The sequence below is a fragment of the Mesorhizobium sp. M0028 genome (assembly GCF_040323855.1).
GTDB lineage: Bacteria > Pseudomonadota > Alphaproteobacteria > Rhizobiales > Rhizobiaceae > Mesorhizobium.
Genome location: NZ_JAMYVG010000002.1, coordinates 248,380 through 260,659 on the forward strand (window position 1 = coordinate 248,380; position 12,280 = coordinate 260,659).

General features: G+C 62.8%; 11 protein-coding genes. 5 read left to right on the top strand and 6 right to left on the bottom strand.

Annotated elements, in window-relative coordinates; genetic code table 11:
• Window positions 1–73: 73 nt before the first annotated feature.
• Window positions 74–1,462, bottom strand: a complete 1,389-nt coding sequence (locus NKJ93_RS06220) for an RsmB/NOP family class I SAM-dependent RNA methyltransferase (protein ID WP_023719729.1) — start codon at window positions 1,460–1,462, stop codon at window positions 74–76.
• Window positions 1,453–2,469 carry a zinc metalloprotease HtpX gene (gene htpX / locus NKJ93_RS06225; RefSeq protein ID WP_023719728.1) on the bottom strand — a complete coding sequence of 339 codons (1,017 nt, stop codon included), beginning with the start codon at window positions 2,467–2,469 and terminating at the stop codon, window positions 1,453–1,455. Before htpX ends, NKJ93_RS06220 begins: the two co-directional genes overlap by 10 nt.
• Before the next feature lie 116 nt (window positions 2,470–2,585).
• Here htpX and NKJ93_RS06230 point away from each other — a divergent pair, with 116 nt between their 5' ends.
• On the top strand, window positions 2,586–2,798 hold the full coding sequence (locus tag NKJ93_RS06230) for a DUF1674 domain-containing protein (protein WP_023719727.1): 213 nt from the start codon (window positions 2,586–2,588) through the stop codon (window positions 2,796–2,798).
• A 33-nt stretch (window positions 2,799–2,831) separates the two neighbouring features.
• On the opposite strand, the gene NKJ93_RS06235 is transcribed toward NKJ93_RS06230, so the two are convergent.
• Window positions 2,832–3,503, bottom strand: coding sequence for an HAD-IA family hydrolase (locus NKJ93_RS06235; RefSeq protein ID WP_023719726.1), 672 nt, complete (start codon window positions 3,501–3,503; stop codon window positions 2,832–2,834).
• Between the two features lie 177 nt (window positions 3,504–3,680).
• Between NKJ93_RS06235 and NKJ93_RS06240 the strand changes: the two genes are divergently transcribed.
• The 3 genes from NKJ93_RS06240 (at window position 3,681) to NKJ93_RS06250 (ending at window position 7,886) form a co-directional block, all read left to right on the top strand.
• The gene (locus NKJ93_RS06240; protein WP_023719725.1) at window positions 3,681–4,550 is read left to right on the top strand and encodes a transglutaminase-like domain-containing protein; all 870 of its coding nucleotides are present in this window, start codon (window positions 3,681–3,683) and stop codon (window positions 4,548–4,550) included.
• A gap of 319 nt (window positions 4,551–4,869) precedes the next feature.
• Entirely contained in the window at window positions 4,870–6,231 is a 1,362-nt protein-coding gene (locus NKJ93_RS06245) for a pilus assembly protein TadG-related protein (protein ID WP_352494119.1), read from the top strand.
• A 386-nt stretch (window positions 6,232–6,617) separates the two neighbouring features.
• A complete protein-coding gene (locus tag NKJ93_RS06250; protein ID WP_352588174.1) occupies window positions 6,618–7,886 on the top strand; it encodes a class I SAM-dependent methyltransferase in 1,269 nt (422 codons plus the stop codon).
• Here the strand turns inward: NKJ93_RS06250 and NKJ93_RS06255 are convergent, their stop codons facing one another.
• Window positions 7,887–8,630 (bottom strand): MOSC domain-containing protein, encoded by a 744-nt coding sequence (locus NKJ93_RS06255; RefSeq protein WP_023719722.1) that lies wholly within the window; start codon window positions 8,628–8,630, stop codon window positions 7,887–7,889.
• Window positions 8,630–10,585: an acetate--CoA ligase gene (gene acs / locus NKJ93_RS06260; RefSeq protein WP_023719721.1), complete on the bottom strand. Its 1,956-nt coding sequence runs from the start codon at window positions 10,583–10,585 to the stop codon at window positions 8,630–8,632. The genes NKJ93_RS06255 and acs overlap by 1 nt, the downstream gene beginning before the upstream one ends.
• A 304-nt stretch (window positions 10,586–10,889) precedes the next feature.
• Here acs and NKJ93_RS06265 point away from each other — a divergent pair, with 304 nt between their 5' ends.
• Window positions 10,890–11,162 (top strand): usg protein, encoded by a 273-nt coding sequence (locus NKJ93_RS06265; RefSeq protein ID WP_023719720.1) that lies wholly within the window; start codon window positions 10,890–10,892, stop codon window positions 11,160–11,162.
• A gap of 46 nt (window positions 11,163–11,208) precedes the next feature.
• Here NKJ93_RS06265 and NKJ93_RS06270 read toward each other — a convergent pair whose 3' ends face one another.
• Entirely contained in the window at window positions 11,209–12,243 is a 1,035-nt protein-coding gene (locus NKJ93_RS06270) for an aldo/keto reductase (protein WP_023719719.1), read from the bottom strand.
• Window positions 12,244–12,280 lie beyond the last annotated feature (37 nt).

The following is a 12,280-nucleotide window of genomic DNA, read 5'->3' on the forward strand; positions in this document are numbered from 1 at the left end:
GCAGTGGGGCCGTTCAGCCTGTTTTCCATGCCTCCTCGCCCCAAGAAGTCGGATGGCGCTTCAAGATCGGCCCTTAGCCGGCTCTGCGCATGCGGGCGGCAAAGAAACCGTCCAGCCCGGAACGCGCTGGTGAGCCAAGCTCCAGATCGGCAGGCGTGGTGCGCAACGTGCCTTGCGGCGTCAGGAATGGGTCGATGCCGGCAATCTCGCCCGGCCGAAGCGGGTCGTCGATGATCTCCGCATTGCCGGCGAGAAAGTCGCGATAGAGCTCTTCGCCTTCCAGCGGATCGAGCGAACAGTTGGAAAAGACGATGCGACCGCCAGGCTTGACCAAGGTGATGGCGCGGGCAAGCAGCCGGCGTTGCAGGTCGGCCAATTTTTCGACGTCGACCGCCGTCTTCGTCCAGGGAACGTCGGGATGCCGCCGCACCGTGCCGGTCGAAGAGCAAGGTGCGTCGAGGAGGACGGCGTCGAAGCGGTTCTTCGGCTCGTATTTGAGCAGATCGGCCTCGACGATCTCCGCGGCCAAGCCGAGCCTTTCGAGGTTCTGCGTCAGCCGTGCCAGCCGCGTTCTGGACATGTCGAGCGCAGTGACATGGGCGCCGGCGAGGATCAGCTGGGCGGTCTTGCCGCCCGGCGCGGCGCAGAGGTCGGCGATTCGCAAACAATTGATGTCGCCGAACAGCCGGGCCGGCAGGCTGGCCGCTGCATCCTGAACCCACCAGGCGCCTTCCCCAAAGCCGGGCAGTTCGGTCACGGAAGCGCTGAGCTTCTCGACCCGCACCGTGCCGGTCGGTAAGACGAAGCCGCCGAGCCGTTCGGCCCACAGCGCCGGGTCCGACTTGACCGAGAAGTCGACCGGCGCCTCATGGCGGTGGGCGAGCAGTATCTGCCTGGCCTTGTCGAGGCCGTAGACCGTTTTCAAACGGTCGGAAAACCATTTTGGTGCCTCGTCGGTTGCGGCAATTGCGGTCGCGAGCTCGTCCTGCTTGGCCCGCGCCAGCGTACGCAGCACGCCGTTGACGAGGCCGGAAAAGCGCGCCGTGCGCGGATCGGACTTGGCGTGCGTCACGGCGAGGTCGACGGCGGCGCTGTCGGGAACATCGAGGAACAGGATCTGTGCCGCCGCCACGTGCAGGATGTGCGAAAGCGCCGTAGCGTTGGGCGGCAGCGGCTTTTCCAGGCGGCGGGCCAAAAGGCCTGATATGGTCATGCGGTAGCGCAGGGCGGTGACCAGAATGGCGCGCACCAGGGCGCGGTCGCGCAAGTCGAGCGCCTTGTATTGCGGATGGCCGTTCTCATGGTCGGTCAGCCCGTCGAGTGGCGTTCTCGCGTCGATGACTGCGGCAAGCAGGCGCGCGGCTGCCTTGCGCGCGGCGAGACCGGCTACGGCCTCGCTGCCCGAATTGTGCTCGCGATCACCTGGAATTGCGTGCCGGCGTTGTGCTGCGCTCACGACCACGGACCTTTGGGTCCGGTCGGATTGCGTCCCCAGGGATTGGGTCTCGGCTTGGCCGGCTCAACCGGCCCCTCGGGCCGGGCGGCCCTGTCCCACGGACCTGACGGCTGCTGCCCGGTCTCTTTCGGCGCCGGCTTTGGCGTCGCGGCCGCTTCGGGTGCGCCGGCCATCTCGCTCGCGATCCTCTGCAATGCGGCGATGCGGTTTTCTGTGCTCGGGTGAGTGGAAAACAAACTGTCCATGCGCTCGCCGGAAAGAGGATTGATGATGAAGAGATGGGCGGTTGCCGGATTGCGCTCGGCATCCGGGTTGCGGATGCGTTCGGCGCCCCGCGCGATCTTGTCAAGTGCCGAGGCCAGCCACAGCGGGTGTCCACAGATTTCGGCCCCGCGCCGGTCGGCCTCGTATTCGCGGGTGCGGCTCACCGCCATCTGCACGATCATGGCGGCCAGGGGCGCGACGATCATCGCCACCAGCACGCCGACGATGCCGAAGGAATTGTTGTTGTCGCGGTTGCCGCCGAAGAAGAAAGCGAAATTGCCGAGCATCGAAATTGCGCCGGCAAAGGTCGCGACGATCGTCATGGTCAGCGTGTCGCGGTGCTGCACATGGGCAAGCTCATGCGCCATCACCGCCGCGACTTCTTCATGTGAGAGCTGCTCGAGCAGGCCGGTGCTGGCGGCGACAGCGGCATTTTGCGGATTGCGGCCGGTGGCGAAGGCATTGGGCTGAGGATTGTCGATGAGATAGGTTCTCGGCATCGGCAGGCCGGCGCGTTGCGCGAGACCCTTCACGATGGCGTAATATTCGGGCGCGTTGCTTTCGTTGACCTCGATCGCACGGTGCATCGACAGCACCATCTTGTCGGCGTTCCAATAGCTGAACAAATTGGTGCCGGCGGCGATCAGCAAGGCGATCATCATGCCGCCGGATCCGCCGACCAGATAGCCGACACCCATGAACAGGGCCGTCATTGCGGCCAAAAGCATGGCGGTGCGAAGGGTGTTCATCGTCTGCTCCGTTCTGGCCCAACAAAGGGGTCGATCCTTGTGGGCCCATCGCTATATGATGGGAAACAGCGGTTCCCGTTTCAATCGGGGCCTGTTTCAATCTAGCGGAAGATCGCATGATCGACAAAACCAGCCAAACGCATGCTAACGGCTCGCCGCACAAGCCACTGACGCCGGCAGCCCGGCGCGCCTTGGCCGAGGCCGAGGCCCGGCGGGAGCAATATCGCGAGAAGGAAGCCACGCTGCCGAGGGAGATCGGTGGGCGCGGCGGCAAGGAACCCGGCCGCTACGGCGACTGGGAGGTCAAGGGCCTGACCAGCGACTTTTAGCCCAGGCAGGGTGCTGGCTAAGCAGGGTACCAGCTAAGCAGGCTGGGCGGCCCGCTCCGCTTCGATGGCAATCCAGCCGCTGGCATCGACGGCGACGCCGATCGCGTCATAGCCGGCGATGGCGGCATGCGGCGTCTCCAACGGATGCCGGTGCGTGGCGCTGATCACGACGACCGCGGCGCCCGCGGCCTCGGCTGCTGCTATGCCTGCCGGTGCGTCTTCGAAGACGAGGCAATCGCGCACGTCGACGCCGAGCCGTTCGGCCGCCAGCCGGAAGCAGTCGGGCGCCGGCTTGCCGCGGGAGACATCCTCTGCCGCAACGATCACGGCGGGAGCCGGAATGCCGGCGGCCTGCAGGCGCAGCAGAGCGAGTTCACGGGGCGCCGAAGTGGCGATCGCCCAGCTCCCGGGCGGCAGCGACGCCAGGAATGCCGCGGCGCCGGTAATCGGGTGGATGCCTTCGACGTCGGCTGCTTCGGCCTGCAAAAGCGCATCGGCTTCGCGGGCAGGATCGATCCCTGGGAGCGCCAGCCGGCCGATGGTCTCGATCGCCCGCACGCCGTGGATGGTCGGCAGGAATGCAGCGACGTCAAGACCTTGCCGGTGCGCCCAGGCTGCCCAGACCCTTTCCGCCGCGGCAATCGAATTGAGAATCGTGCCGTCCATATCGAACAGGAAGGCCGCGAATTTTCTGCCTGCAAACATCGGTTTTCCCGGGGTCATCTTGGAAGGATTATTTCGAAGGGAGCATATCGATCAACCGTAACGTTGCCGCGTCCGTATGGGAAGCCGCGAGACCTCGTTTTCGACGTTCGCAAGGAACCGCGCGCACTCTCCTGCGTTGACCAGCACTATCTTCCATGACGATCGCAGGGGAGGGCGATGCTGATTCGGCTCGGCTATGAAATTGGCATTGAATGCGTTGCACCAACGCCGGTCGTTTCATTGCTCGACATCCACGGGGATCGTCAGGCCGACATCAAGCGGCAGACGCGCGTACTGACGTCGCCATCCGTGCCGACCAGGGTCTACCACGATCTTTTCGGCAATAGCTGCCGCCGCTTCACGGCGCCGGCAGGAAGCTTTCGCATCCTCTATGACGCGGTGATCGAGGACGGTGGCGAGACGGATGAGGTCAACACGCTGGCCGGGGAAGTCCCGGTCGCGGAATTGCCGGACGAGGTGCTCGGCTATCTGCTTGGCAGCCGTTACTGCGAGACCGATCATCTCAGCGATCTCGCCTGGCAACTTTTCGGCCAGCTTCCGCCGGGTTGGGCGCGGGTGCAGGCGATCGTCGACTATGTCTACAACCGCCTGTCCTTTGGCTACGGCTATGCGCGCCCGACCCGCACGGCGGCGCAGGCGCATGAGGAGCGCGTCGGCGTCTGCCGCGACTTTGCCCATCTGGCGATCACGCTCTGCCGCTGCATGAATATCCCGGCCCGTTACGTGAACGGCTATCTTGGCGATATCGGCGTACCCGCCGATCCGGCGCCGATGGATTTCTCGGCGTGGGTGGAAGTGTTCCTCGACGGCAGATGGTACACGTTCGATCCTCGCCACAATGTGCCGAGGATCGGCCGCGTCGTCATAGCGCGCGGCCGTGACGCCACCGACGTGCCGCTGCTGCATAGTTTCGGCCCGCATCGACTCAGCCGGTTCAAGGTCTGGACGCACGAGCAGGAAGGCAATCTCTTCAAGCCGCCCTATCGCGGCGTCGACAAGACCGTCAGCGCACGGATGCTGGCATAGTCCTTTCACAGTCCAGATTTCCATCTCCCGCTACCGCGGTCGTGCTGAACCGGTTCGATACATCTCGTCTGTACCGGATTGGGACGCAGTCCAGTCGTCCTGAATTGCGAGCCTGATCATGGTAAGCGCTTTGTCAACAAAGCCGCGCTGACGCGACTTTCATTTACCGGCTGTTTACCTTGCCGTCGCTTGAAACCGTTTGGAAACAATGGCCTGAGCGAGAGCCGCTCGCTTTCTCGCGCCTGGCGGCGCGATCCGGCCGGATTCCTGCAATGCGCCTTCGGACAGCTGCAGGCTGTGGCGAATGGAGGCGGAAGGAATGCAGCGTTTCGGGGGTCTTGTTCAGGCGATCGGCGGCTTTGCCGGGGATCGCAGCGGAAATTTCGCGGTGCTGTTTGGTATAATCGGCTCGGTGCTGGCGCTGAGTGTCGGCTTTGCCGTCAACGTGTCCCAACTCTACAATGTGAAATCGAGCCTGCAAGGCGTCGTCGACGCTGCGGTCACCTCGACGGCGCGGGACCTGACAACCGGCGTCATCAGCGAGGCCGACGCCAGCAAATCAGTGCAGGCCTTTCTCGATGCCAACAGCACGGCGGGTATCCTGCAGGACAACCAGATCGTTCTCGACAAGCTGACCGTCGACCGGACTGCAAACACGGTCCAGGCGGATGTCCATGTCAATGTCAGCTACTATTTCCCGCTTTTCGGCACGAGTGGCATGCAAAGCGTTCCCGCATCGACGATGGCGCTCTATTCGGACAAGCAGATCGAAGTCGCAATGATGCTCGATGTGACCGGGTCGATGGCCGGCCAGAAAATCATCGATCTGCGGACGGCTGCGGCGAATGCCGTCGACAGTTTCCTGGGCGGTCAGGACCCCTCCAAGCCACGAGTGCGGGTTGCCATCGTGCCTTACGCAAATTCGGTGAATGCGGGTACACTTGCGCCCAGCAGCGTCTATGTGGAAACCAGCACCAGCCAACGCAAACAGGCACCGGCCAATGACGCCGTGCAATATATCTCGGGCTTCATCCGTCCGGACAATTGCGCCACCGAACGCAAGGGGATCTATCAATATTCGGACGCGGGCCCCGACGCCAGCATGGTCAACCGCGACTACCTGCTGTCGTCCTTCGCTTGGCAAACCGGCACCGCCGCCTGCCCGGCCGCCACGCTGATGCCGCTGACGGCGGATGCGACGGCGCTCAAGACGGTCATCAAGAATTTCGTCGCATCCGGCGGCACCGCCGGCCATATCGGCGTGCAGTGGACCTGGTACATGCTGTCGGAGAACTGGGGTAGCATCATGAGGACTTCGCAACGGCCGGCCAAGATGGATCCAAAAAAGGTCGCCAAAATCGCGATCCTGATGACCGACGGCGAATTCAACCTATCCTACTTCGATGCGAGCACGGTGAGCGACGTTTACAATGACGCCGGCAAGGAGCCGACCCGCACGGCCGCCAAGACACTCTGCGCTGCCATGCGCAACAAGGGCATTGAGGTCTTCACCATTGGGTTTGACCTAAACGAAACGAATGCCAAGGCGACGCTCCAGGATTGCGCCAGCCCGGACACCGCCAAGATCAAGCACTTTTATCAGGCGGCCAATGGAACCGAACTCAACCAGGCTTTCCAGGATATAGCTCGCAACGTCGAGATGTTGACCGTAACCAGATAGGGGACAACAGCTCAAAAGGAAAAGGCCGCCGCTTCTTGCGAAGTCGGCGGCCTTCCGTGTTTCCGTCCATGGCGCGGCTCCTGGCGGCGACACTGGTCGCCAGCCGCGCATCTCGCGCCTTAACGGGAAGACTGCTTCCCGAAAGTGCAATCCGCTGAGGCCACGTTCTGGAAAACGAAATCACTCGACATCGGATCACCTCCTTTCGATTTGTTGAACACTCCCCCATGATGGGGTGTCACCCGGGAAATGGCAAGGCGCGGCTTCCAAAAATCCTGAACAAGCGTGCTTGCGCACCCAGGCGGCTTGCGGCCGGCCGATCTGGCAGGCAAGATCGGGCCGCTATTGTTCCGGGCCACTATTTTGCCGGGTAAGGGAGGACGGGGATGGAGGCAGCCGAGAGAGCGGCCCGGATTGTTCGGACGGTCATCGAAACGATGAAGCCGGGTTTCGCGGTGAGGCTGTGGACGGGCGAGCGGATCGGGCCGGCTACCGGCCCGGTGCTCACCATCAACGATCAGGACATCGTCTGGCAGATCGTACGCCGCCCTTCTTTATCGACGCTGATCGAGATGTGGATTGCCAAGACGGTCGACGTCGAAGACGGATCGCTGTTCGATTTCTACGCCTTGCCCACGCACGGCAAGCTCAGGACCAAGCTCAAGACACTGCCGAAGCTGGCGATCCTGCGCGACCTGCCGGCGGTGCTGTTTTCGCGAAAACAGATGACGGCGCGAACCGATCTTTCCGGCCGCAATCCTTACGTCAGCGGTTCGAGCAAGGAGGCGATCCAGCATCACTACGACATTTCCAACGCATTCTACCGGCTCTTCCTCGACGAGCGCATGGTCTATAGCTGCGGCTACTTCAAGGACTTCGCCAACGATATCGATCAGGCGCAGAGAGACAAGCTCGACCATATCTGCCGCAAGCTTCGGCTGAAGCCCGGCGACAGATTGCTCGACATCGGCTGCGGCTGGGGAGCGATGCTCATCCATGCGGTGAAGAATTATGGCGTCGTCGGCCACGGCGTCTCGCTGTCGGAGGCACAGACCGAGCTCGCCCGCGAACGCATCCGCGCCGAGGGGCTGGAGGACCGCATCACCATCGAGATAAAATCCTATGCCGAGCTCTCCGGCTCATTCGACAAGATCTCGTCGATCGGCATGTTCGAGCATCTGGGGCTTGCCAACCATGCCGCCTATTTTTCGACCATCCATCGCCTGCTCAAACCCGGCGGCGTCTATCTGCACCATGCCATCACCCGCCGCGACAAGGGCAGCATGAAGAAGACGCTGCGCAAGGGGCCGGAATTCAAAGCGCTGATCAAATACATTTTTCCGGGCGGCGAACTCGATACGATCGGCATGACGCTCGGCAATCTCGAGGCGCACGGCTTCCTCATCTATGACGTCGAAAACTTGCGCGAGCACTATGCGCGCACTTGCAGGCTATGGGCCGAGCGCCTCCACGCACGCTTCGATGAAGCCATCGCCGAGGTCGGCGAAGCCAAGGCGCGGCTCTGGCTGCTTTATCTCACCGGCTGCTCGATTACCTTCGAACGCGCCTCGGCGCAGATTTTCCAGACTGTCGCCACCAGGCGCGCGCGCGGCCCAAGCGGCCTGCCGCCGACGCGGGCGGATTTATACCAATAGCTACAGGAGACGCATCGTGGCGCCGATCTCGACGCGGGCCGGTCGATCGACAGTGCAGTAGACGCCGAAATTATGGGCGTTGTGGCGGACCAGGCTGCGCAGGATTGCCGGGTCGTGGTCGAACCCGTCCTGGCCAATGATGGTGAAGCCGCAGCGGCGGCACGGCTCGGAGATGGTCAGGAGCAGGTCGCCGATCGCCAGCTTGCGCCCGATCCATTCGGTTTCGGGGAATGACCCCTCGATCTTCGGCATGTCGACGACGATGTTGGGGCGGAAGCGGCGCGGGTCGGCGGTGCCGTCTGGATGCAGCAACTTCAACTGCGCCAGCGAAGCGGTGGTCAGCAGATGAATGGGGGCTTTGACATAGCGTTCCGCCAGCAGGGGACCGGCGTATCCCGGTGTAGTATTCTCGCGGCGGAACGGCCGGATGGAGGCCGCAAAGCCGAGATAGGCGGAAATGGCGCGGTCGCTATCAGCGCCCGGTGCGGCTAGCCAGTCGCCATCCGGGACCGCAACCTCCAGTGCGCCGGCCGGCGACAGCCGGGTTCGGATGCGGGGCACCTTGTGCCATTTCACTTCGCGGTCCGGCCGTGCGATTTCATTGTTCGACGTGTCGATAAGACCAAACAGGCGGTCGCCTTCAACGGTATGCCGGGCGACCGAGATCGCCTGCTGGCGCTCGCCGGCGAGCGAGCTCGCGGGATAGCGCCAAAGCTCGGTGACGGCACCCAATATGGCTTGCATCAGCTCTTCTTGTTCTGCCGATTGGCGATCAGGTCGTCGACGACCGCCGGATCGGCCAGCGTCGAGGTGTCGCCGAGCGCGGCAAAATCGTCCTCGGCGATCTTGCGCAGAATGCGCCGCATGATCTTGCCGGAACGGGTCTTCGGCAGGCCGGGCGCGAACTGGATCTTGTCGGGCGAAGCGATGGCGCCGATCTCCTTGCGGACATGGGCGACGAGCTCCTGGCGCAATTCCTCGCTTGGCGTCTCGCCGGCCATCAGCGTGACATAGCAGTAGATGCCCTGGCCCTTGATATCGTGCGGGTAGCCGACGACGGCCGCTTCCGAGACCTTCTCATGCGAAACCAGCGCCGATTCGACCTCGGCGGTGCCCATGCGGTGGCCGGAGACGTTGATGACGTCGTCGACGCGGCCGGTGATCCAGTAGTAGCCGTCAGCATCGCGGCGGCAGCCGTCGCCGGTGAAGTACCTGCCCTTGTAGGTCGAGAAATAGGTCTGCACGAAGCGGTCGTGATCGCCATAGACGGTGCGCATCTGGCCCGGCCATGAGTCGGCAATACAAAGATTGCCGCTGGCTTCACCCTCCAGCACCTTGCCGTCACCATCAACCAGCTGCGGGTTGACGCCAAAGAAGGGCCGCGTCGCCGAGCCCGCCTTGAGGTGGGTGGCGCCCGGAACCGGCGTGATCATGATGCCGCCGGTCTCGGTCTGCCACCAGGTATCGACGATCGGCACCTTGCCGTTGCCGACAACGTTGAAATACCATTCCCAGGCTTCTGGATTGATTGGCTCGCCGACGGTGCCGAGCACGCGCAGCGACTTGCGCGACGTCTTGGTGACATGGGCGTCGCCGGCGCCCATCAGCGCGCGCAGCGCCGTCGGCGCGGTGTAGAAGATGTTGACCTTGTGCTTGTCGATCACGTCCCAGAAACGCGACTGCGACGGGTAGTTCGGCACGCCTTCGAACATCAGCGTGGTGGCGCCGTTGGCGAGCGGCCCGTAGACGATGTAGCTGTGGCCGGTGACCCAGCCGACATCGGCGGTGCACCAGTAGACGTCCCCGTCGTGATAGTCGAAGACATATTGGTGGGTCATCGAGACATAGACGAGATAGCCGGCGGTGGTGTGCAGCACGCCTTTCGGCTTGCCGGTCGAGCCCGACGTGTAGAGGATGAACAGCGGATCCTCGGCGTTCATCTTCTCGGGCTTGCATTCGGCCTTAACCGTCGCGACCTCGTCATGGTACCAGACGTCGCGCCCGGCGGCCCAGCCGGTCTTGCCGCCGGTGCGGCGTACTACCAAGACCTTTTCGACTTTCGTTCCGGCCTTGGCGGCGATCTCGATCGCCTTGTCGGTGTTCTCCTTCAAGGGGATCGGCTTGCCGCCGCGCAGGCCTTCGTCGGCGGTGATGAGGAAGGTCGACTTGCAGTCGTCGATGCGTCCGGCCAGCGCGTCCGGCGAAAAGCCGCCGAAGACCACCGAATGAATGGCGCCGATGCGCGTGCAGGCGAGCATCGCATAGGCGGCCTCCGGGATCATCGGCATGTAGATGGTGACGCGGTCGCCCTTCTTGACGCCGTGCTTCTTCATCACATTGGCGAGGCGGCAGACATGTCCGTAAAGCTCGTTATAGGTGATCTTCCTGTCGTCGTAGGGATTGTCGCCTTCCCAGATGATGGCGGTCTGTTCGCCGCGCTTCTTCAGATGCCGGTCGATGCAGTTCCAGGAAACGTTGGTCTGGCCATCCTCGAACCATTTGATTGAGACCTTGCCGTCGAAGGACGTGTTCTTGACCTTGCTGTACGGCTTGAACCAGTCGATGCGCCTGCCGTGCTTGCCCCAGAACTTGTCCGGGCTCTTGACGCTGTCGGCGTACCATTTCAGGTAGGTGTCATTGTCGATCAGCGCGTTCTTCTTCCACGCCGGCTGGACGCGATGGACATGAACATCGGACATTTCTTCGCCTTCCTCCCGAAACCAAACCGCCGGCTTGACTGCCGGCAGGATCGCAGCGTTGCGGCCGCGAATTCGCGCGCATTATTAACAGTTCGGCGATGACGGCAACATTAGACGTTGGATTTGCGCGGCGGGATGCCGCAGGTCCCTTCCCGGGTGGTGTCAGCACTCTAGCGAGACGGCTGCTAACCGCATGTTTTTGCGGCAGAAATCTGGCTCGACCGCAGAAATATCAATAGACGATTAAGCAAATGGGGTGCACAATTTCAGGCTGGGAGGAAAGAGAATCAACCAGGGGACCGCAATGCGCGACCATTCCGAAATGGACCTGATGCTCAAGGGCTATGGCTTGACCACGGCCAAGATTCTTTATCACTTTCCCGATCATCCGCATCTGCTGCAGAGCTTCATCTGGCAGGATTACGACATCGCCCCGAAATTTCCGGTGCTTATCCGCTTCATCGAGTTCTGGCAGGCCAAGCTCGAAGGCCCGCTGCATTCAGTCAGCTACACGCACCAGAAGCTGATCGCGCCGAACGAATGGCGCAAGGTCGACGGCGAGTTCGTGCTGCATTAAAGCACGCGGGCGGCAGCCTGGGAGCCGCCGCCCAGCTTTTGGAGCGTCAGACGGCGGGCGGGTTCAGCCGGGCAAAACCCTCCTGCCGGCGATAGGGAAAATACGGGTAGGGTGCGGTGACCTCGCTTGCCGTGTCCAAGATTTTCATCTGATCCGGGGTCAGTGACCATCCGACGGCGCCGAGATTCTGGCGCAACTGCTCCTCGTTGCGCGCGCCGATGATGACGGAGGCGACGGTCGGCCGCTGCAGCAGCCAATTGATGGCGATCTGCGGTATGGTCTTCCCGGTTTCCTCGGCGACAACATCAAGCGCGTCGACGACCCGATAGAGATGCTCGTCGTCGACGGGCGGTCCGAAGCTTGCCGTGTCGTGCAGCCGGCTTTTCTCGGGCAGCTTCTGGCCACGGCGGATCTTGCCGGTCAGGCGGCCCCAGCCGAGCGGGCTCCACACCAGCGCACCGACGCCCTGGTCGAGGCCGAGCGGCATCAACTCCCATTCATAATCGCGCCCGACCAGCGAGTAATAGACCTGGTGGGCGACGTATCGGGGATAGCCGTATCTGTCCGCCAGGCCGAGCGACTTCATCACTTGCCAGCCGGAAAAATTGGAAACGCCGACATAACGCAGCTTTCCGGCGCGCACGAGCCTATCCAGCGTCGATAGCACCTCCTCGATCGGTGTTGCGGCGTCGAACGCGTGCAGCTGCAGCAGGTCGATGTAGTCGGTGCCAAGACGCCTCAGTGCGTCCTCGACGGCCTTGATGAGGCGCGAGCGGGACGAGCCGGCGTCGTTGGGACCGTCGCCCATCGGCAGCGAGGTCTTTGTCGAGATCAGCACGGCATCGCGGCGGCCCTTCATCGCTTCGCCGAGCACCTGTTCGGAAGCGCCATTCGAATAGACGTCGGCGGTGTCGAACAGGTTGACGCCCGCCTCCAGGCAGATGTCGACCAGCCGCCGGGCTTCCGTCGCATCGCTGTTGCCCCAGGCGCCGAACAGCGGCCCTGACCCGCCGAAGGTTCCAGCGCCGAACGAGAGCGCCGGGACTTTCAGGCCCGATGCGCCAAGATTTCGATAATCCATCTGTTTCTCCTATGGTGTACAAGGGTTCTTCGAGTTG

Bases quoted from the DNA above. Each gene is read 5' to 3' on its own strand.
- NKJ93_RS06240 (WP_023719725.1), top strand. From the start codon at position 3,681: ATGCTGATTCGGCTCGGCTATGAAATTGGCATTGAATGCGTTGCACCA.
- NKJ93_RS06235 (WP_023719726.1), bottom strand. From the start codon at position 3,503: ATGTTTGCAGGCAGAAAATTCGCGGCCTTCCTGTTCGATATGGACGGC.
- NKJ93_RS06245 (WP_352494119.1), top strand. From the start codon at position 4,870: ATGCAGCGTTTCGGGGGTCTTGTTCAGGCGATCGGCGGCTTTGCCGGG.
- NKJ93_RS06265 (WP_023719720.1), top strand. From the start codon at position 10,890: ATGCGCGACCATTCCGAAATGGACCTGATGCTCAAGGGCTATGGCTTG.
- htpX (WP_023719728.1), bottom strand. From the start codon at position 2,469: ATGAACACCCTTCGCACCGCCATGCTTTTGGCCGCAATGACGGCCCTG.
- NKJ93_RS06250 (WP_352588174.1), top strand. From the start codon at position 6,618: ATGGAGGCAGCCGAGAGAGCGGCCCGGATTGTTCGGACGGTCATCGAA.
- NKJ93_RS06230 (WP_023719727.1), top strand. From the start codon at position 2,586: ATGATCGACAAAACCAGCCAAACGCATGCTAACGGCTCGCCGCACAAG.
- NKJ93_RS06270 (WP_023719719.1), bottom strand. From the start codon at position 12,243: ATGGATTATCGAAATCTTGGCGCATCGGGCCTGAAAGTCCCGGCGCTC.
- acs (WP_023719721.1), bottom strand. From the start codon at position 10,585: ATGTCCGATGTTCATGTCCATCGCGTCCAGCCGGCGTGGAAGAAGAAC.
- NKJ93_RS06255 (WP_023719722.1), bottom strand. From the start codon at position 8,630: ATGCAAGCCATATTGGGTGCCGTCACCGAGCTTTGGCGCTATCCCGCG.